Genomic DNA, 21,339 nt, shown 5'->3' with positions numbered 1-21,339 from the left:
CTTCCAAGCCTCTCTGGACTTTCATTAAAAGGTTTTAGATATGATGTTGTTCAGATGTGTCTGCCTGCTCTTCCTTCGCCTGCGGAAGAATCAGGTTTAAGATGACACCGACAATTGCGGCAAGCGCCATTCCTGACACTTGGAATCCGCCTTGAGATACTTGGATAAAAGCGCCTCCTACACCGATGACAAGGATTACTGATGTAATAATGAGGTTTCTGTTGTTTTCATAATCAATTTTGTTGTCAATCAGCATTCTCAGGCCGCTTGAAGCAATGATTCCGAACAGCAGGAAGGAGACGCCTCCCATGACCGCTGACGGCACTGAACTGATCAGCGCTGAAATTTTGCCGATAAAGCCGAAGCAACAGGCAATCACTGCCGCTCCTCCGATGACAAAGACGCTGAATACTCTTGTGATGGCCAGCACGCCAATGTTTTCTCCGTAAGTCGTTGTCGGAGGGCCGCCGATCAGAGAAGCAAGAATTGTCGCCACGCTGTCACCCATAATGGAGCGATGCAGTCCCGGCTTTTTAATGAAGTCTTGTCCGACAACCTTGCTCAGCACCATTTGGTGGCCGATATGCTCTGACATTGTGACAAATGCGACAGGAACCATTGCGGCTGCGATGCCGAGTGTAACTGACGGTGAATAATCTTTGAACGGAATGATAAATTCAGGCACTGCAAACCATTTCGCGTCAAGCACCGGCTGGAAGTTGACAATCCCTTGAGTAAGGGCGAACAAGTATCCGCCGATGATTCCGATCAGAACCGGAATCAGGCTTAAAAATCCTCGTAAGAAAATCGCACAAATAATCGTAATTGCCAGCGTAACTCCTGCGACACTAAAGTGCTTTAAGCTGTAGACCAACTCACTCGCGTTCGGATCAGCATACATCGCCATGTTTACCGCAGTGCTTGCCAGTCCCAGCCCGATGACGATAATAACAGGCCCTACGACTACAGGCGGGAGAATCTTCATCAGCCATCCTGTTCCAAGCTGCCTGATCAATAAGGCAATCAGCCCGTACACCAGCCCTGCAAGAAACGCTCCAACCATTGCCGCTCCCGGCCCGCCGGTCGCTTTTACCAGAATGATCGGAGAAATAAAGGCGAAGGATGAACCGAGATACGCCGGAATTTGCCCTTTCGTAATAAGAAGGTACGCCAGTGTTCCGATGCCGCTTGTCACCAACGCCACAGCAGGACTCATTCCGACGAGCTTCGGAACCAAAATGGTTGAGCCAAACATGGCAAACAAATGCTGAAGGCTGAATGAAACCCAAGAGAAAGGTGTCGGGACATCCCTGACCCCTAAATTTACTTTTTTCTTACTCATGATGATTTCCCCCTGATTGTTGACTTTCATTTTAGGATGACTCAATGACTGTATAAAAAAACCTCTTTGCTTTTTTACGCAAAGAGGCATACAAAGACCTGCCGAATACTTTTTGGGCCTTTGTTGTGCACCTCTTTGCAACCTCTCTGGATTGCCCTTAAAAAGGTGATCTATTATTCGTTTTCATAAATGGCGACGAGATCGTTTTGGTCTACCTCATCAAGCTGAACCATAACCTTTTCAGACTTTGATGTCGGGATGTTTTTCCCGATATAATCCGCTCGGATCGGCAGCTCCCGGTGTCCTCTGTCCACAAGCACTGCAAGCTGAATGGAGGAAGGTCTGCCTACATCAACAAGCGCATCCATTCCTGCTCTGACTGTTCTTCCGGTATACAGAACATCATCAACGAGAATGACTTTTTGATCTGTAATATCTACCGGAATATCTGCACCTTTTACAAGCGGTTCATCGTTGCTCGTTTTTTTAGAAAGATCGTCTCTGTAAAGAGTAATATCAATTTCACCGACTGTAACAGGATTTCCCTCAATCTGTTCAATGCGTTCCGCAAGGCGTTTTGCCAGGTAAATCCCTCTTGTCTTAATGCCGACAAGAATGCAGTTATTCATTCCTTTATTGCGTTCGATCATTTCGTGAGCAATCCTGGTCAGCGCCCGTCTGATTGCCTGTTCGTCGAGAATGACAGCTTTTTGATTCAATGTGTGACACCTCACAGTTCATATAGAAGAAAAAACCCCTCCTGCCAGAGCATAGAGGGGTTTTAGGACAAGGTGCGCGCCTGTACACGCATCCCGTCTATCCGTTATCCTTCTCAGTCTCTCTGGACTGTTTTAAAGAATCTATTCAGCTTCGTTTATTATTTCAGAAAAGAAACCCTCTGTCAACCGTTTTTTCTGAGGTTTTCGATTAATTCTGCCATATCCTCAGGAAGCGGCGCTTCAAATTCGACATATTCTCCTGTTCGTGGATGGTCAAAACCTAAAACTCCCGCGTGAAGCGCTTGGCCATTAAAGTCGATTGTTTTTCTTGGGCCGTATTTCGGATCGCCTGCTAATGGGAATCCGATATATTTCATATGAACACGAATTTGATGCGTTCTCCCAGTTTCAAGCTGGCATTCCACTAACGTAAAATCCTGAAAACGCTCTAGTACATGAAAATGAGTGACGGCGTTTTTGCCATCACGTATCACAGTCATGCTTTGACGGTCTTTCTTATCTCGTCCGATCGGCGCGTCAATTGTGCCGTCATCGTGAGAAATAAGCCCGTGGACAACGGCCGTATATTTTCGCGTGACCGTTTTGTTAACCAATTGGTTTACGAGTGACTCGTGTGCCATATCATTTTTCGCCACCATTAATAAACCGGACGTGTCCTTATCGATTCTGTGAACAATACCCGGACGCATCACGCCATTTATACCGGAAAGGTCTGTGCAATGAGCCATAAGGCCGTTTACAAGTGTGCCCGTAAGATGCCCGGGTGCTGGGTGAACAACCATTCCGCGAGGTTTGTTGACGACCAGCACATCCTGGTCCTCATAATAAATATCGAGATCCATAGGCTCTGCCAGAACGTCGAGCGCTTCCGGTTCGGGTACAGTGACGGTCACCTGATCACCCGGCTGAATTTTATAATTCGCTTTCACCGCGCTTCCGTTCACGACAACCTGTCCGTCTTTTACCCATTGCTGAACCTGGGTTCTTGACCAATCATTCTCAGTCGATGCCAAAAATTTATCAATCCGCTCACTTTTTTGTTCTTCTGAAGCGGTTATATCAATTTGATTCATGCTATTGCTCCTTTTTCTTTTTCCCGCTGTCCAACAGCATTTGTATAAATAAAAGCATTACGCCGACACATAATGAAGAGTCCGCGATGTTAAATATCGGGTAATTGTAATTGACAATAATAACATGGATAAAATCCACAACTTCCTGTCTGACAGCCCGATCGATAAAGTTGCCGATGGCACCGCCAAGCATAAGTCCGAGGGCAACGCCAAGAAGCCTTTGTCCTTTTGTATAACGCTGTATGTAATAAACAATACCAATAATAACAGCGGTTGTTATGAGGTAGAAAAACCACATCTGACCCGCTAATATCCCCCATGCAGCACCCGTATTGCGATGGGAGGTGATATAGAATACCTGATCAATGATCGGAATGCTTTGGCCAAGTTCCATGTTCTTAACAACTAGCCATTTTGTCAATTGATCGGCTGCAATAATAAGTAGTGCAATCATATAATACAGCACAAACGTTCCTCCAGTTTACGGTTACTTTAATCCATTATGCATTTTATCAATAAAAAGCACTGGAGTAAAGAAATATCAGGCATATTAACCGGCCAGACACTGTTATTCATACAGTGCCTGACCATATTCGATATCCGTTGATTTCCATATCGGAAGCGTTTTTTTCTCAAATTGGACAGAATAAAGAAAATCGTTTGCTGTTCGGGCCGTCGGCAGCACTGCCAGCTTTGAAAGAGGAATGGGAGCCCCGGTTTCTTCACAGTATCCGAATGTGCCGTTTTCGATTTTGGACAATGCAAGGAGAACGTCTTGAAGCTCTTCTTTAATATGATAGATCAGAGTTGCTTTTTGTTTATGATTGATTGCTGCTTGCGGGCTTGTAGAAACCTGAAAGCAAGAATACTCAAATAATCTCGACTGTAATTCTTCTTTCATCAGAAGAAGTTCCGTATAAATTGCGGTCAGTTGATCATTCATTCTTCACAACTCCTGCTCTTAACGTAGTACCTTTATTGTTGCCTATGAATGATGATCTAAAGCCCATAAGATTTTTCCTGCCGTTCTAAAGGATGTCACTCTTGGCACAAAAAAAGCCCGGCTTTTACGCCGGGCCCTTTTCATTATTTTTGATAGTATTTTTCAACGATTTCAGCGTTGCGTAATGAAAGTGTAGGATATTTCGGATTTGCCCCTACATCTTTTGAAATCACACGAGATCTCTCACACATTTCGCCTTCCGCTTTCTCGACAGCGATTTTACCCGTCGCAAAGCTTTGCGCATCGTTCGGCGCTTCATTTTCTTCGCTGATTGTCAGTTCAGACACAATAAACAGCTGAGAAAGGTTTTCTTTTATGGAAGCCAAGAGCTCCTTGTTTTCTTTGTTTGGATACAATTTCAGGTTTGCTTCCAAAGATTTACCGATAATTTTTTCATTTCTCGCAGTTTCTAATGCTTTCAACACGTCATCACGAAGAGCCATAAAGCGGTCAAATTTTTCTTCAGTCACTTCACTGTTTGGAACCGCGATTGTTTCCGGCATATCGGTCAGCTGAACGCTCTGCTCTTCAACAAATGTTAAATGAGACCACAATTCGTCTGCCGTATGTGGAAGGATAGGCGCTGAAAGCTTCACTAATGCAAGAAGCGTTTCATAGAATACTGTCTGCATGCTGCGTCTATCCGGATGATCCGCATGCTCGATGTAGACAATATCCTTTGCAAAATCAAGGTAGAATGAGCTCAATTCGATTGTGCAGAAATTATGAATGCTGTGATACACAACCGCAAATTCGTACTCATCATACGCTTTTTTCACTTTATCAATCAGCTTGTTCAGCTTAATCAGCATATACTGATCCACTTCACGAAGATCTTCGACAGCCACCGCATTTGTTTTTGGATCAAAATCGAAAAGGTTGCCGTGAAGGAAACGGAACGTGTTGCGGATTTTACGATATACTTCCGCAACCTGCTTTAGAATGGCGTCAGACACGCGAACGTCCGCCTGATAATCCACTGAAGATACCCATAATCTTAAGATGTCGGCACCAAGCTGTTTCATGACTTTAGCCGGAACAACAACGTTACCGATTGATTTACTCATCTTGCGTCCTTCTCCATCCAGTGCGAACCCATGGCTGAGCACACCTTTATACGGCGCTTTCCCTGTTACGGCTACTGCTGTAGAAAGAGAAGAGTTAAACCAGCCGCGATATTGGTCAGATCCCTCTAGGTATAAATCAGCCGGGCGTACGAGGTCATCACGTTCTTCAAGCACTGCTTGATGTGAAGAGCCTGAATCAAACCAAACATCCATGATATCCTGTTCTTTTGTAAATGTGCCGTTCGGGCTGCCAGGATGCGTAAAGCCTTCCGGAAGAAGATCCTTTGCTTCTTTTTCAAACCAAATGTTTGATCCGTGCTGTCTGAACAATTCAGAAACATGTTCAATGGTTTCATCTGTAATAATCGGTTCTCCGTTTTCAGCGTAAAATACCGGAATCGGCACACCCCACGCACGCTGTCTCGAAATACACCAGTCTCCGCGGTCCCGAACCATGTTGTGCAAACGCTGCTCGCCCCATTCAGGAACCCATTTGGTTTCTTTAATGGCATCCAGCAGGTCTGATCTGAAATCTTTAATAGACGCAAACCATTGCGCTGTCGCTCTGAAAATGGTTGGTTTTTTTGTTCTCCAATCATGCGGATAAGAGTGAGTAATGAATTCAAGCTTCACAAGTGCGCCTTTTTCTTCAAGCTGCTGTGTGATCGCTTTGTTTGCATCATCATAGAACATGCCTTCAAAGCCAGGAGCTTCGCTTGTCATTACACCTTTTTCATCGACCGGGCAAAGCACATCTAAACCGTATTTTTGGCCGATGATAAAGTCATCTTCCCCATGTCCTGGCGCTGTATGAACACAGCCTGTTCCGGCATCAGTTGTTACGTGTTCACCAAGCATAACGAGAGAGTCTCTGCCATATAGCGGGTGTTCAGCGATAATGTTCTCAAGATCTTTCCCTTTGACCGTTCTTGTCACTTCATACTGATCAAATCCGCATGCCGATGCAACATTTTCGACTAAGGCACTTGCTACGACAAAGCGGTCTTCACCTACTGCAATCACGCTGTACTCAAGATCAGGGTGCACTGAGATTCCGAGGTTCGCCGGAATTGTCCAAGGCGTTGTTGTCCAAATGATGATGCGCTCGCCGTTTTCAAGAACGCCTTTTCCGTCTTTTACACCAAAAGCGACGTAAATAGATGCTGAACGTTTATCTTGATATTCGATCTCGGCTTCAGCCAGAGCAGACTCACTTGAAGGTGACCAGTTAACCGGTTTAAGGCCTTTGTAAATGTAGCCTCGTTTTGCCATTTCACCAAATACGCGGATTTGCTGCGCTTCGTATTCCGGTTTTAATGTCACATATGGGTTTTCCCAGTCACCGCGGACACCAAGACGTTTGAATTGCTCACGCTGTCCCTCGATTTGCTTCCAAGCGTACTCTTCGCATAGTTTGCGGAATTCCGCTACTGACATTTCTTTGCGGTTGACCTTTTTGTTTTTTGTCAGAGCTGTTTCAATTGGCAATCCGTGTGTATCCCAGCCCGGCACATACGGTGCGTTGTAGCCGCTCATTGATTTATAACGGACAATGAAGTCTTTCAAAATCTTGTTAAGCGCATGGCCCATATGGATGTCGCCGTTTGCATACGGAGGTCCGTCATGTAAAACAAATTTCGGGCGGTCTTTCGTCCGTTCCTGAACAAGACGATAGATATCCTCTTCCTCCCATTTTTTTTGAATGTCAGGCTCACGGTTTGGCAAATTTCCACGCATCGGGAAATCTGTTTTCGGCATTAAGAGCGTGTCTTTAAAATCCATTTTCATTCCTCCACTGCATTTTTTCAGAAAATAAAAAAAGCCCTCTCATCCCATAAGGGACGAGAAAGCTTATCTCGCGGTACCACCCTTTTAGAAAAAGCAAGCATACACTTTTTCCTCTTGAGCATCGTAACGTGATGAACGTCCTAACCTACTGTGAGTTCAGCAAGGAAACTAAAGGGCTGATCTACATGATTCCGGCCATCCCGGACTCTCACCATCTCCGGGTCGCTATGAAGGCCTGAAGGAAACATGACTGTCCCTTTCAACCGTTTTTTCATCTGAATTTATGAACGTATTATATTCGACAAGCTAAGAAAATGTCAAGATAATCAGAGAATTTATTCCTTTTCCTCAAATACAGCGTCGACTTCATACTCAAGGAGATGATCCCAATCGTCATTTTTCAGAAGATCAAGCTGAGCTTCAATCAGCATTTGGAAACGTGTTCTAAACACTTTAGACTGTTTTTTCAGCTCTTCAATTTCCATTGCAATTTTTCTTGATTTTGATAACGATTCGTTGATAATGCGATCAGCGTTTTTCTCCGCTTCCCGAACGATCAGCTTTGCTTCTTTTTGAGAATTGCGTTTTACGTCTTCAGCCGCTTCTTGAGCAACTAAAATTGATTTATTCAATGTTTCCTCAATATTGGCAAAGTGTCCGATTCTTTCATCTAGTTCATTGACTTTCGCTTCAAGCTCAGTTTTCTTGCGGAGAACAATTTCGTAATCTTTTCTGACTTGGGCTAGGAATTCATTTACTTCATCTTCATCATATCCGCGAAAACTTTTTGTAAACGTCTTGTTGTGAATATCATTTGGCGTTAATGGCATGATGCCACCTCCATTTTTACATTTCAGTACGGTTATCTAGTTCACATTATAAAACAAATTTCGCACAGATGGAGAAAAAAACTGAAAAACCGACTATTTTTGTCGTTCAAACGTAACTCTCCATTTGTCTTTTTTGGTTTTCCCTTCGATTTTTGTTAAGCTGCACCGGCCAAAACCTCTGATTGACAGCATGTCCCCTTCCGCGACTATGTATGAAGGATCTTCAACCACCTTCCAGTTCACTTTCACAAGGCCGTTTTTCACAAGCGTCTGTGATTTCTGGCGGGATTGCCTGCTCATAGAGGCGCAGACGGCGTCAAGCCTTAAAGAAGAAACCGTGTCATCTCTTATTTCGACATCAACTGCTGGAATGTTAAGGTCTGACAAGTCAATTTTCTCTAGGCTGACCGCCGCTTTGCCTGCTTGGGTCAGCTGTGCAGCCACAAAATCAGCGGTATCGGCTGAGACAATCAATTGCACTGCTGTCTCAGAAAACACGATGTCACCGAATTTTTGCCGCTTTAATCCTATGCCCATTAATGCACCAAGCAGAGAACGATGATCTACTGAGACAAACTTGTCAGCATAACGGACGTTAAACGCCTGCAATTCAAAATCCGATTCTTCCGGAGTAATGTACTCTGGATACAGAATCGCCCGTTTTCGCTCCGCTCTGTCATAGCCGCCGGAAAAAGCAAGCCCGACATCAGCCTGTCCCGTAACAGCAGAGAGGATGACCTGCTCTCGGGGATCTAAAAAGTCGGTCAGCTTCATCCGGTACTGCTCCTGGACAATTCTTTTCCATTCGAGCGCCTGATCAATAAAGGCCCGCTCGTCTTTTCTGAAGTGCTGATATATATCGCTCATCGTCTTTCCCTTCTATGTAAAGAGGCTTGGCTGCTGCCAAGCCCCTATCAAACTGTCACATTAAAACGCAATCATGCGATAAAGTCCCCACAAGCCGGTTGTCGCAAACCGAAGCACAAGTATTGCTACGATTGGTGAAATATCCAGCATTGCAATCGGAGGGATGATTTTTCTGAATGGTTCGAGATATGGTTCACAAATCGAAGCTAAAAAACGTCCGACTGCTGTTTCCCTCGTACTCGGCACCCATGACATAAAAATATATATGATCAGGGCAAATGAGTATATTGTGATTAATAAGCTTAAAACCGAAAAAACTTGATAAAGGATCATCTCGCTTTACCACCTCTGATGTTCGTCTTCAGATATGAGCTCAGAAATTGTGCCTGATACATCTACGTTGTCAGGCGTGCAGAGGAAAATATCTGAGCCGATTCTTTGAATATCGCCGCCAATGGCATAAACGGTTCCGCTTAAAAAGTCAACAATCCGCTTCGCCTGGTCATGCTGTATCCGCTGAAGATTGACGACAACTGCCCGCCGGTTCTTCAAATGGTCGGCTATTTCCTGCGCCTCCGCATAAACGCGCGGCTCACTCAACACCACTTTAGAGGATTTCTGAACACTTTGCAAGCTCACTACATTCTGTTTGCCCGAAGGTTTATTCCCCGTATAAGCCGGCTTTTCTTTTTGCTCATGCTCCTCATGAGATTCCCGCTCTGTCTCAATATATTCATATTCGTATTCTTCATCTTCCATTGAGAAAAAGTTTTTCAGTTTATTTTTCATACTCATTGCTGTACACCCCCTGTTTCATTTCCGACTAACGATGAGCCGATTCTAATATAAGTAGCTCCTTCTTCAATTGCAATTTCAAAATCATTTGACATGCCCATCGACAGTTCAGTACACGGAGCGTTCGGCTGGTTCAGTTTCTGAACCTGGTCACGGAGTTCTCTCAGCGACCTGAAACAGCTTCTGATCTGATCTTGATCATCAGTCAGCGGAGCCATTGTCATCAGCCCGGCAACAAGGATATGTTCGAAACCGGAAAGCTCCTGTATGAATGGAATGACTTCTTCTTTTTTCATGCCGTGTTTAGAAGGCTCAAGAGAGGTATTGACCTGCACAAAGCATCGTACAGTACCTTCAGCCCGTTTTTCAATTTCTTTCGCTAATGAGAGCCGGTCTAGGGAATGGATATAGGAAACCGCATTGACGACAGATTTTGCTTTTCTTGATTGCAAACTGCCGATAAAATGCCATTCCGGATTACCTTTCATCAATTCCTGTTTGCGGAGCAGTTCCGCATCCCGATTCTCTCCGAGGCAGGTGATGCCAGCATCTACTGCCTCCTGTGCTCTTTCAGGTGATACATATTTTGTGACTGCAATAACCGTAACTTCATCGGAGCTGCGGCCCGATCTGTTACATGCTTCGTTTATTCGTTCGTTTATATGTCGTAAATTATCAACAACACGCAAGATCTTTTATGCCTCCTTCATTCCGATAAAGGACATCATCCGTCCAGTTTTCCCCTGATCGCGGCGATGAGAATAGAAAAGAGACGGCTCGCTTTCCGTGCATAAACCGCTGACAGAAATTTGTTCACTTGCCAAACCGCTGTCCATCAGTATAAGACGGTTCAGCTCTTTCAGATCAAGCTGATATTGTGCCTTTGCCGTCTGATTGGCGGCAAGGTCTGCTGAAACCGGCAATGCACGAACAGCATCCATGACGCGGTCGTCTACCGTATAGCATGCTCCGCTGATAGACGGGCCAATAACAGCGTAAATATCTGAGAGATTTGAACCTTCCTTCTCAGTCCATTGCTTCACCATTTCTCTGCCAATCTGTTTGACGGTGCCTTTCCACCCGGCATGGGCGACTCCGACAAGCGACTTAACCGGATCATAAAAGAAAAGAGGCACACAATCAGCAAAGCATAATGCTAAAAATACATTTTTTTCATTTGTATAGAGCCCGTCCGTTGCTTTTAGAGCCGTGTGATACTCACGGGCGCCTTTTCCCCTATCCCTCTGCGTCACTTTCTGAACGCGATTATCATGTGTCTGATCAGCGAATACCCAAGACTGCAAATCAGTATTAAACATATCGGCAATATATTCACGATTTTTAACTACATCTGCATCTTTGTCATGAACGTGCAATCCTGTATTTAACGATTCAAAAGGCTTTTGGCTGACACCGCCGTTTTTTGTCGTAAATCCGGCAATGACCTCTTTGTTGTTTTGATTCGTTTGAGCCCAGTCTTGTATCATGAGTGTCGAGGGTGTGGTAAGACTGAATGGGTGATATGTATTCATGATGATCCAACCTTTCGACAAACATTTAAAAAAGCGGAATTTCCCACTTATTTTACCACATCTTACTGCATTCGTTGAGCGCCGATTTGCATATTTCTAAATGAAATGTGCCGGAAGAATCGAGACTTCCGGCATTTGCCAATCTGCGGCAGACAAGCAGGTTTATGCATGCGGTTCACTTAATCGGACTAAGATTACATCTTCCCCGATTTTTACTATATTTCGCCATGGAATGACCAATTCCTCTTCTTTTCCAAAAAATCCGAGAACTTTCCCATTTCCTCCGAGTATGATCGCCTGAATTTTTCCAGTGGTCACATTGATATCAATATCACCAATACTCCCCAGCTTTTTTCCGTTTGAGACATTGACGACATCCTTTACCTGAAATTCTGAAATGCTGATCATTCCATCACGTCCTTTTTCCGTCCTTTTGTTCAAGTATATGAACGGGCAGGCTGAACCTTGTCAGCAAGAAGAAATTTTCATGTCATTGTTCTTTTTTCCGGCTGCACCAGCTGATGATAATATCGAGTATAATTTTTGTATACTCTACTAGCTGCTCAATCGATACCTTCTCGTTCACAGAGTGTGCATTGTGCAGATCTCCAGGACCGTATATTACGCATGGAATACCGGCATCATACAGCCATCCGCCATCTGTAACTGATTGAGAAACGTCAATAATTGGACACTCCCGTTTCACTTTCTCATGAGAGGCAGTTAGCGCTAAGACGCCTGGGTGGCCAGGGTCAACTTCCAATGCCGGAAAAATTTCTCCTCTGTCTTCTATCATAGATGAGCCTCCCCACTTGAATACAGGGCGGTTTTCCCTAAGCCAAATATCACTGTCACTCAGCCGATTGACGTAATCTTCTATTTCCGCTGCCACTTGGTCATGGGTTTCATTCGGATAAAAATGGACTGTGATCCACAGCCGGCATTCGTCCGCTATAAAAGCCGCATGTCTGCCGCCTTCTATAACTGCCGGGTTAATCGTATTTGTGCCTGGTTTAAAACCGGGATAACTTTTCATAATAGACCAGTGGCGCTCAAGTTCACCGAGCCCCGCAATGATTTTTGCCATTTTTTCAATTGCGCTTGCTCCGAATGTTCCTCCGCCTGCGTGAATCATATTCCGTCTCGTTCCATCATGAAATGTTTGACTGCTTTTGATTTCGATCCAGCCTGTAATGACACCCCCTTGGCCTTGAATATGCATATCGCTCGTATCCGCGACAATTGCAAAATCAGCGTGGTAGCCCCTCTTGCAGCATTCAAGTGTGCCGGCTTCTCCAACTTCCTCCCCAATAACCGATTGCAGAATCAGATCACCTGGAAGTTCAATGCCTGCTTCACGAATCAATTTGACAGCAAACAACACACACGCCATTCCGCCCTTCATATCGGAAGCGCCCCGCCCGATTAAGAGACCGTTTTTTTCAATTGGATGAAATGGATCATGCTCCCATTCTTCATCCTCTTTTACCTCTGCCACATCTACATGGCCATTGATAATCAGGCTATAATAATCTGCTGAATCTGTTCCTTTTAGCTTCCCTACAACATTGGGATCTCCAGGGTACACATCCCATTTGTCGATCGAGAATCCCAATTCATTTAAATATCCCGCAATCCAAGACTGAATGCCCTCTGTATTTCTTGCAGGCGGAGCAGGTGTTTGATAAGAAATCAGCGTTTTCGCAAGCTGAATAAGCTCCTCCTTATGTTCTTCCACTTTTTTTTGCAAAGAGTCTATTTGTTGATCCAATGTAAATCCGCTCCTATTCTTTAAAATCAAAAAAGCCGTTTCAAATGTGATGAAACGGCTTAATAAAAACAAACGGAGTCCGATGTACTCCGCTTTTCACCGCTTCCCTCCGCTGGCATGATCCAGATCAGGTCAAAAGGGTTGAGACAAAGTCTCTCTCAGCTTCGCAAAGCACCCCTAGGATGAATCTATATATGTTTGTCAGGCATTCGTTATCGGCTCAGCTCTTGTTAAAAACGGCCGATCCTGATTCCATAATACATGGATTGGCGTATCAAAAAAAGCGGAAAGTACTTGATCAGTAAGCATTTCCTTTATTTCTCCGGATCCAAAGACCTCTCCCTGTTTTAATAAAAGGGCTTTATCAAAGACAGGCAGAATTTCTTCAGCATGATGAGTCACATAAAGGATAGATGGTGCATTTTCTTTGTTTGCAATGTATGTAATCGTATCTAACAACTTTTCCCGGGCAATAAAATCCAGCCCTGTGACTGGTTCATCCAGTATCAGCAACTCCGGATCGGCCATTAGTGCTCTAGCAATCAACGCTCTTTGTTTTTCCCCTTGAGAAAGGGTTTCATAGCGGCGATCGGCATATTCAATTGCTCCCAAGTCCTCTAACAAACCAATCGCTTTTTCCCTGGTTTCCTTACTTGGCGTTTCATATAACCCAATCGAAGCGTAAGCTCCGCTCAAAGCAATTTCAAAGGCTGAATCTGCCGGATACAATTTTTGCTGAAGAGCTGCTGAGACGAGGCCAATTTTACGTCTGAGCTTTTCCCCAAGCTCTGTTTTGCCAAATTCATGGCCAAGCACCTGCATCTCGCCTGATGTTGGAAAATAATATGAGCAAAGCATATTTAACAGCGCTGTCTTCCCGGCGCCATTTAGGCCGTAAAGCACCCAATTTTCCTTTTCTTCCACCTTCCAATGAATATCTCTCAGTATCCATTTCCCATTCCGTTTTAGTGAGACATTGTCAAGCTGCAAAATCATCGTGGTCCTCCTCTTTATTGCCTTTTATAATTGTTTTAATTTTCATAAAACTTTGTACGAACTAGGATACCTTACTTTTTCCAAAACGTAAACCATCCGTAATCAATAGAAAAGCCTTTAAAACAACATCGTTTTAAAGGCTTTTCATTATTGATGAATATTTTTATTCATTTGTTTGATAGCCGCTTTTTCAAGTCTGGACACCTGCGCCTGAGAAATTCCGATTTCCTCGGCGACTTCCATTTGGGTTTTCCCTTGGAAGAATCGCTTTCTCAAAATCATTTTTTCCCTATCATTCAGCCTTCTCATGCCCTCTTTTAAAGCCAGCTCTTCAATCCATTGTGAATCTGTGTTACGCTCATCACTGATTTGGTCCATCACATAGATCGGGTCTCCGCCGTCGTTATAGATCGGTTCAAATAGAGAAACCGGATCCTGGATGGCATCAAGCGCAAATACAATTTCCTCATGCGGTACTTCAAGAACTTTTGCGATGTCTTCTGCAGTCGGCTCCTTGCTTGTCTCACTGATTAACCGCTCTCTTACCTGAAGCGCCTTGTAAGCGATGTCCCGGAGTGATCTTGAGACACGGATCGGGTTATTATCGCGTAAATACCTGCGGATCTCTCCGATAATCATAGGTACAGCGTATGTTGAAAACTTAACATTGTGGCTTAGGTCAAAATTATCAATGGATTTCATTAGTCCGATGCAGCCGACTTGAAATAAGTCATCAACATACTCCCCTCTGTTATTAAATCGTTGAATGACACTTAAGACAAGACGCAAGTTCCCGTTTACAAGCTTTTCTCTTGCTGAATCATCGCCTTCATCCTGCAGCTGCCTAAACAGCTTTCTCATCTCTTCATTCTTGAGTACTGGTAATTTGGAGGTATCCACCCCGCAGATTTCGACTTTATTTCTCGACACTTTTTTCCCTCCCTACAGGAGCTGCTGTACAACGTTAAGTATCTCCTTGGGTGGGAAAAATATGCACTGCACTCAGACCGAAAAACTGTCGAAATCAGGAAATCCCTGTAAAATCAAGGGGTTCTAACCATAAAATTTTTTACACCATTTTGTTGAACTCTTTTCTCAACCTTTTTATAATTCTTTTCTCAAGCCGCGAAATATAAGACTGAGAAATCCCCATCATATCCGCTACATCCTTTTGGGTTTTTTCTTCTTCACCGACAAGCCCAAACCGCAGCTCCATGATTTGCTTTTCTCTCTCATTAAGCTGTTCAAGCGCTTTTTTCAAAAGCTTTTTATCGACGTTAGCTTCTATGTCTTTAGTGATGATGTCATCGTCAGTGCCGAGCACATCAGAAAGCAAAAGCTCATTGCCGTCCCAATCAATATTAAGCGGTTCATCAAAGGAAACCTCTGAACGGATTTTGTTATTTCTTCTTAAATACATCAGGATTTCATTTTCTATACACCGGGAGGCATAGGTAGCAAGCTTGATTTTCTTTTCTGGATTGAATGTATTCACAGCTTTGATTAGACCGATGGTACCGATGCTGATTAAATCCTCTATATTAATTCCCGTATTTTCAAATTTACGGGCGATATATACGACCAGACGCAAATTGCGTTCAATTAGAATGGCGCGCGCCGCCTGATCGCCGTTTGGGAGCTTCATTAACAAAACCTGCTCCTCATCTTTAGATAATGGAGGCGGCAGGGCTTCACTCCCGCCTATGTAATAGACTTCATCACTTTTCAGCCCAAGTTTCATCAGCAGCTTATACCAGAGGTGCGTCAACCGTAATTTCAGTTTTTTCATCTTCCTCTCCCTTCTAAATGTCACGCCGTTTGAGTATGATAAGTAACGGACATTTGCGAACATTATGAAACGTGTTTGACAGCCTTGCCCGAAAGCATTTTCGGATGAATAATCGCGTCAAACTCTCCATCTGCCGACAGCTTTGTTGTGCTGATACCGATTAAACATTTATCTGCAGAAATCATTTCTTCTTTTGTCATAATCGTTACGTGATCCGGTTTAACGCATAATAAAAATTGATTTTGCTGACCAACTCCCCTGTATGGAATCAACCTCATTTTATCTAAAAAGCGAAAGGAATCATCGAGCTGTTCGATGGCTTCCAATGGGTCTGTGTTTCGAATGATCATCGTTTCGGCTGTTCCGAAAATCGGCTCCAATTTATCAATGTAAATGATCATTACCGGTGTTTTTGTAAGAGGATCGTACAGCTGATTACCGGAATCAATCAGGCCTCTGACATGAAGTGTTTGGCTGCCCAAATCTGCCTGCACGCTGACTCGTTCCTCATATTGAATGTTTTTTGTTTCAATATCTTCAATTCTTCTTTTAGAAAAAAACCATAATGCTGGAAAGCCACCAACAATAAACAACCAGCTGATCGGGTCTCCAAACCCTGTTTGATTGGTAATCATGACACCGTTTTGAACAATAGAATTTGACTGCAGCAAAGAATGGGCTCCTATAATTCCTCCCCCCATTAAAAAAGTGGCAAAATAAAAGGAAAACAAATTTTGAAAGAAAAACCGAAATCTTTTAAAGCCAAATGTCACCACCACAATCACAACTGAAAAAGCTAGCTTCCCAGCCGGATGTTCAACAATCGGCGAAAAAGGAGTAAACATCAAAAGGACAATACTGGAACCGATGAACGCTCCGCCTACCAGTCTTCTTTTTTTTACATGCCTTTTTAAAATAAATGCCGTGAGCAAAAGCAAAAGTGCATCAAAACAAAAGTTTAACAGCCAAATGACATCTAAATAGATTTTCACATCTGACTCCTTTCTTTCTTGCCTCACGCTGTTCCCCTGCTTGCTTCATAAGTATAAAGCAAGCTCTGTGGGAAAGTCTGTCAATTAATGTTGAGAGGAAAATACAATTTTTCAGGGAAATCTGCTTAATTTGTCGAGGAAGTGTAATGAGAGGATATAAAAAAGCTGCCAATGACGGCAGCTTTTTTCCACTTAATTTTCTGTGTTGATATTAAGTTTTCCATTCGCAGTTTTTCTAGTTTCATTTCCATAATCATCTCGTACGATCACTTCTACTTTTGCTCCTTTTGCTTTAATAGAAGAAGTGGCTGTCCAATAGCCTTCATATCTCCCCGGAGAAATTTCTCTTAACGGGAGCTCGGTGGCGTTTTGCACACTCGCTCTTGCATTCGTCAGCGGCATACGAATGATAAACGTTGCATCTAAATCCTCAGCGCTTGAGAAAGCGATTTTCACAGATTCACCGGCTTTTAAGTTTTTATCCTCTCCCGGAATTAAGCCGGAAATGACAGGCTTATCAAAATTGACATCAATGACAGCCTTTTTCGTCGTTTTGTTGCCTGCTAAGTCTGTAGCAATCACCTTGATTTCATTGCTTCCATTCTCCAAAAGAATCCGGGCTGAGTATGAACCATCGGTTATTGTTGCTTTTTTGCCATTCACCTTGACGTCTTTCAGATTGTCATCGGATACAGCCCCTTTGACAGTCAGCGTTTCTTTATTTGTTTTCCCGCCATCCTTTGGAGTGTCCAGCGTTAACTCAGGCTTTTCTTGATCAAGCGTGACCGTGATTGGGCTGGAGGCATCTGTTGTTCCGTTGTCAGTTGATGCAGTTGCCGTCAGCTCATTTTCACCCTTGTTGAGTATGATGCCTGCATGGAACGTGCCATCCGCAGCAGCTTTCGTTTCTCCTGCTTCTTTCTCTCCATTATAAATGTGTACCCTTGTACCAGGAGAAGCTTTTCCTTTTACAGTGACGCTTTCCTTATTTGTGTATGATTTGTCTGTCGGTGAAGTAATCTCAGGTACAGCAGCTTCGTAATCAACTAATGCGCGAATCATATAGTTGCCGTCTGCTTTGTCACCCGGCTCCCATTGTCCACCTATATACTGCCAGTTGCGGCCGGAATTCTTGCCGGTTTCATCCATTGCCAGTCCAGGTGAATACGGGTCAGGTTTCGACTGGATATATACGAGATAAAAGTCTTTATCGACCATAATCCCTTTTGAACTGAGATCTACCTTAGTCCACTCGCCATTGCGAAGAGCTTCAGCGTTAAATGGCCCGGCAATTTTCTTGCCCGGTGCTCCGTCTTTTCCTGTGGCATCGTATACCTCAACCTTAAACTCTGTGCCGCCCGGATCTGGGAACTCTGTATCCCAGAATCTAAACAGCCCTCCTGTAAGCATGCCTTTGTCCTTGCCGTCAGCGAGCGTCATTTTTACCGCCCATCCGTTACCGGCAGCAAAATAGGAATTGGCATTCTCCGCTGTTCCGTCATCATATGCAATTTCACCCGGATAACCGACGAAAGGCTTCAATGCAGTTTCTTTTGTAACATCACCTTTTAACTCAACGGAAAATTCATCACTGTAATAACCCGGTGCAGCGACTTTAATCGTATAAGCGCCTTCATAGGCCTCCAGCGTATATTCACCTTTGTCGTTTGTCATAGCCGGTTCCACCGCAGCATCCTCTACAACATAAACGGAAGCGCCTGTTACCGGCTCTCCTGTCGTTTTATTGATGACCGTGCCTTTTAATGTGCCCTTCTTCATCTCTTCTAACGTAAAATTAGCTTGTGTCGTCTGATCCGTCTTTAAAGATACTTTTTGTGTTTTCGACTGATAACCATATGCTTCTGCCATAAGCGTATAGTCTCCCGCTTTGTGCTTCAGCGTGTACTGCCCTGTGGATTGATCTGAATATGTTGATTTTCCTGTTTCCACTACACTGACTTGTGCCTTGAGCGGCAAAACTTGAGGCTGTATAGCCTTGTTCTGATGTTTTACCGCTGTGTTTGCAGATGGCTTAGCCTTTTTCGGATTTACTGGCTTTTTCTTTTGCTTTCCAGACGGCTTTTCGACGCCCAGCTTATTCTTTTTGACTGTTTTTCCGGCTGATTTGTCAGAAAGCACTACATCATCAATGTACCAGCCCTCTTTGTTAATACTTTCATCTGATTGAAGGTTAAACATCACTTGAATGTTTTGGCCTTTATAAGCCGATAAATCAATTTCTTCGTCCGTCCAGCTTGATGTCTTTCCGTTATAGACACCAGCCTGCTCCCAATTCTTTTCACCTTCCGGAAGAACAAAAACGTAGCCGTAATCAAAATCATCCTCTAAATTGTGCCAGCTTTTAAATTGAAGGAACAAACTTCCTGAATCAGGTACTTTAACAGGAGGCATAACAAGGTTCATGTTTGCTGAGTTGGCATAATTTCCTGTCAAATTCGTTCCATATACTTTTTCTCCGGATGCTGCTGTATTTGGGCCAGTTGACGGAACTCCCCATTCCCAGTTATTATTTGTTCCGCTCGCAACCCAGCCGCCGGGTGCAGTTTCAAAGTCCTGCTTATATCCCGCCGTGATGCTTGGTTTCACTGTTACATCGTATATGTCAGACGAAACGACATGACCGCCAAAATCGTGAATCATCCACTTATAGCTTAGTTTAGTTCCTTTTATATCTGGGATCTCTGCCTGATACGTTCCTTTTAGATGATCACCGCTGATTCGTTTAGCCGTTATTTCTGTCCATTCACCTTGATCAAGCTTGTAGGACAGCTTTACAGATGTCACACTCACATTGTCTTCAGCTGTCAAAGTCAGTGGCAGGCTGCCGCCTTCATAAGCTTCAGTTACTTTCTCATGCTGATAGACAGGAGGCTCTTGGTCATCCCCTTCTACAGAAACTTGTCCTTCCGCTTTCCCTAAACCATCTGTAACAGCGGATACAGCATCAAAAGCATTCACCAGACCATGGCCATATCCGTTATTCGGTGAATCAGGAAATGTTGAATCCGTGAGCGGTTCAGCCGTGCTGGTTAATATATCCTCCATCTCATCAACAGAAAGTGAGGCATTCGCCTGTTTTAGCAGTGCAGCAACAGCGGATACATGCGGCCCTGCCATTGATGTGCCGTCCCAACCATCCTCATATGTCTGACCGGGAACGGATGAACGAATATTAACGCCCGGTGCAGATATTTCCGGCTTTATTTCATCATATGGAGATGGCCCTTGAAGAGAAAAGTCAGCGAGCTTTTTATTGATATCAGTCGCTCCAGTTGCAAACGATTCTGGATAGTTTGCCGGATTTGCGATAGAACCAGGCCCGCCGGGAATAAAGAGATCCGTATTCCCCGCTGAAAACTCTGGGAAAATATCGGCCGCACGCCAGGCATTGACCATGTCTCTGTACCATTCATCAAGTCCAGAACCCCCTCCCCATGAGTTATTGACAACATCAGGAGCCATTTCCGGGTGGGGATTTCCTTCCGCGTCCTTTGGTGCTAAAACCCATTCACCAGCTTCCAAAATGTCAGCATCAGTGCCGCCATCTTCAGAGAACGCTTTAACAGCAATCCATTTTGCGCCAGGCGCTACACCGATTTGATTTGTTCCATCAGGTTCAGAGCCCACCATCGTGCCTGTCACATGGGTTCCATGAGCCAAATCATCATAAGGGCTTGCCTCGCCTGCTACGGCATCATACCAGTTCATTTCATTTTCAGGCTCATTAGGATTTTCCAGATTATATCCGCGATATTTCTCTTTTAATGCCGGATGATTCCATTCCACCCCGGTATCAATGGACGCAACAACCGTGCCAGTTCCATCATATCCAAGTGCCCAAGCTTTTGGAGCTTCGATTTGGTCTACATTCCATTCCACACCGTCAGTTGCTTTAACAGCTTTCTGTGCTTTTTTCATATTAAATGGGGAGGATGACTTAAAAAGCTGCCGTTTCTCATTAGGAAGCACCTTTTCCACTTCGGGAAACTGCGCCACTTTTTCCATAACCTCTTTTGAGGCATGAACAGCAATCCCGTTCACCACATAATAAGAATGAATTTGGTCTGCATTTCCTTTATCTTTCTGGGTGTTCAAGTATTTTAGGACATCTTGCTGGGATTCATCGGCTGTGACTTTTAAAGCTGACACAACAGCAGAACGCTTTTGATATTCCGTCTTAGCGACAGACAGCTTCTTCGATTTCGCTTTTTTAACAGCCGCTTTTGCCGCTTTTTCTGTGTTAGCCTGATCTTTAAATTTAATCAGAAAAGTCGTCTTTTCTTTCTTTTTAAAGCTTTTCTTTAATGAACTCGAAATCTTGTTTTGAATGGATTCCGCAGATTGAAGCTCCTTTTTAACAGAAGGTGAGGTGACTTTACTGCTTGCCCCGGCTGCTCCCGGAAACAGCAGTGAACTGATGACAACTGTACTTAAAACAGAGCTGATGAGTCTGTTTTTCGTTTTTTTCTTCATTTTCATCCCCCTTTTTCAACATGCTTTTTAAAAAAAGTGTCGTCCCTCCTTTTAATAATGAATGGTTTGTCAGAACATCGCTGTATATTAACTGTAGACAATCTGAATTACAGATATTGTCGTTTCATGTCATTCATTTTCCATATATATGAAAACGATAAAAATGTCACAAAAATAAATAGGTCTAATTATCTGTTTTGTTACTAAGCGAAGGAAGCAATAGGGAAAAAGACTTTATAAGAAGGAAAGTGTGAAAAGAA

Annotated in this window: 19 protein-coding genes, 1 riboswitch and 1 other annotated feature; all 19 genes read right to left on the bottom strand. The window is 43.8% G+C overall.

Annotated elements, in window-relative coordinates:
* Nucleotides 1-34 precede the first annotated feature (34 nt).
* Nucleotides 35-1,342 carry a uracil permease PyrP gene (gene pyrP, locus MKX38_RS08255; protein ID WP_015483210.1) on the bottom strand — a complete coding sequence of 436 codons (1,308 nt, stop codon included), beginning with the start codon at nucleotides 1,340-1,342 and terminating at the stop codon, nucleotides 35-37.
* Between the two features lie 173 nt (nucleotides 1,343-1,515).
* Nucleotides 1,516-2,061, bottom strand: a complete 546-nt coding sequence (pyrR, locus tag MKX38_RS08250; protein ID WP_003232127.1) for a bifunctional pyrimidine operon transcriptional regulator/uracil phosphoribosyltransferase — start codon at nucleotides 2,059-2,061, stop codon at nucleotides 1,516-1,518.
* 182 nt (nucleotides 2,062-2,243) lie between these two features.
* Entirely contained in the window at nucleotides 2,244-3,155 is a 912-nt protein-coding gene (locus MKX38_RS08245) for an RluA family pseudouridine synthase (protein ID WP_032725666.1), read from the bottom strand.
* Nucleotide 3,156: 1 nt separating this feature from the next.
* A complete protein-coding gene (gene lspA / locus MKX38_RS08240) occupies nucleotides 3,157-3,621 on the bottom strand; it encodes a signal peptidase II (RefSeq protein ID WP_003245047.1) in 465 nt (154 codons plus the stop codon).
* Nucleotides 3,622-3,723: 102 nt separating this feature from the next.
* Nucleotides 3,724-4,098, bottom strand: coding sequence for a sporulation-related RNA polymerase-binding protein YlyA (gene ylyA, locus MKX38_RS08235; protein WP_014476755.1), 375 nt, complete (start codon nucleotides 4,096-4,098; stop codon nucleotides 3,724-3,726).
* 143 nt (nucleotides 4,099-4,241) lie between these two features.
* Nucleotides 4,242-7,007, bottom strand: a complete 2,766-nt coding sequence (ileS, locus tag MKX38_RS08230; RefSeq protein ID WP_339189154.1) for an isoleucine--tRNA ligase — start codon at nucleotides 7,005-7,007, stop codon at nucleotides 4,242-4,244.
* 52 nt (nucleotides 7,008-7,059) lie between these two features.
* Nucleotides 7,060-7,286: a binding site (T-box leader), on the bottom strand.
* A gap of 62 nt (nucleotides 7,287-7,348) precedes the next feature.
* Nucleotides 7,349-7,843, bottom strand: coding sequence for a septum site-determining protein DivIVA (gene divIVA, locus MKX38_RS08225; protein WP_003221468.1), 495 nt, complete (start codon nucleotides 7,841-7,843; stop codon nucleotides 7,349-7,351).
* Nucleotides 7,844-7,936: 93 nt separating this feature from the next.
* Nucleotides 7,937-8,710 carry an RNA-binding protein gene (locus MKX38_RS08220; protein WP_015383612.1) on the bottom strand — a complete coding sequence of 258 codons (774 nt, stop codon included), beginning with the start codon at nucleotides 8,708-8,710 and terminating at the stop codon, nucleotides 7,937-7,939.
* 60 nt (nucleotides 8,711-8,770) lie between these two features.
* A complete protein-coding gene (locus tag MKX38_RS08215) occupies nucleotides 8,771-9,043 on the bottom strand; it encodes a YggT family protein (RefSeq protein WP_003221463.1) in 273 nt (90 codons plus the stop codon).
* Nucleotides 9,044-9,049: 6 nt separating this feature from the next.
* Nucleotides 9,050-9,505, bottom strand: a complete 456-nt coding sequence (gene sepF, locus MKX38_RS08210; RefSeq protein ID WP_014479735.1) for a cell division protein SepF — start codon at nucleotides 9,503-9,505, stop codon at nucleotides 9,050-9,052.
* Entirely contained in the window at nucleotides 9,502-10,194 is a 693-nt protein-coding gene (locus MKX38_RS08205; protein WP_014479734.1) for a YggS family pyridoxal phosphate-dependent enzyme, read from the bottom strand. The genes sepF and MKX38_RS08205 overlap by 4 nt, the downstream gene beginning before the upstream one ends.
* Before the next feature lie 6 nt (nucleotides 10,195-10,200).
* The gene (gene pgeF / locus MKX38_RS08200; RefSeq protein ID WP_137200760.1) at nucleotides 10,201-11,037 is read right to left on the bottom strand and encodes a peptidoglycan editing factor PgeF; all 837 of its coding nucleotides are present in this window, start codon (nucleotides 11,035-11,037) and stop codon (nucleotides 10,201-10,203) included.
* 162 nt (nucleotides 11,038-11,199) lie between these two features.
* Complete coding sequence (locus tag MKX38_RS08195) at nucleotides 11,200-11,445, bottom strand: YlmC/YmxH family sporulation protein (protein ID WP_003232153.1); 246 nt, start codon at nucleotides 11,443-11,445, stop codon at nucleotides 11,200-11,202.
* Nucleotides 11,446-11,527: 82 nt separating this feature from the next.
* Nucleotides 11,528-12,808, bottom strand: a complete 1,281-nt coding sequence (gene ylmB / locus MKX38_RS08190; RefSeq protein WP_151870250.1) for an N-formyl-4-amino-5-aminomethyl-2-methylpyrimidine deformylase — start codon at nucleotides 12,806-12,808, stop codon at nucleotides 11,528-11,530.
* Between the two features lie 87 nt (nucleotides 12,809-12,895).
* Nucleotides 12,896-12,997: riboswitch (TPP riboswitch) on the bottom strand.
* A gap of 12 nt (nucleotides 12,998-13,009) precedes the next feature.
* The gene (locus tag MKX38_RS08185; RefSeq protein ID WP_014479731.1) at nucleotides 13,010-13,804 is read right to left on the bottom strand and encodes an ABC transporter ATP-binding protein; all 795 of its coding nucleotides are present in this window, start codon (nucleotides 13,802-13,804) and stop codon (nucleotides 13,010-13,012) included.
* Between the two features lie 147 nt (nucleotides 13,805-13,951).
* The gene (gene sigG / locus MKX38_RS08180) at nucleotides 13,952-14,734 is read right to left on the bottom strand and encodes an RNA polymerase sporulation sigma factor SigG (protein WP_009967190.1); all 783 of its coding nucleotides are present in this window, start codon (nucleotides 14,732-14,734) and stop codon (nucleotides 13,952-13,954) included.
* A gap of 139 nt (nucleotides 14,735-14,873) precedes the next feature.
* Entirely contained in the window at nucleotides 14,874-15,593 is a 720-nt protein-coding gene (gene sigE, locus MKX38_RS08175) for an RNA polymerase sporulation sigma factor SigE (RefSeq protein ID WP_003221446.1), read from the bottom strand.
* A gap of 62 nt (nucleotides 15,594-15,655) precedes the next feature.
* Nucleotides 15,656-16,585, bottom strand: coding sequence for a sigma-E processing peptidase SpoIIGA (gene spoIIGA / locus MKX38_RS08170; protein ID WP_003232163.1), 930 nt, complete (start codon nucleotides 16,583-16,585; stop codon nucleotides 15,656-15,658).
* A gap of 192 nt (nucleotides 16,586-16,777) precedes the next feature.
* Nucleotides 16,778-21,079, bottom strand: a complete 4,302-nt coding sequence (locus MKX38_RS08165; protein ID WP_339189152.1) for a bacillopeptidase F — start codon at nucleotides 21,077-21,079, stop codon at nucleotides 16,778-16,780.
* Nucleotides 21,080-21,339 lie beyond the last annotated feature (260 nt).

It is taken from the genome of Bacillus sp. FSL M8-0025, assembly GCF_037975475.1.
GTDB classification, from domain to species: domain Bacteria; phylum Bacillota; class Bacilli; order Bacillales; family Bacillaceae; genus Bacillus; species Bacillus subtilis.
The sequence above is the reverse complement of the archived record's forward strand: the minus strand, read 5'-3'. Positions and strand labels throughout refer to the sequence as shown.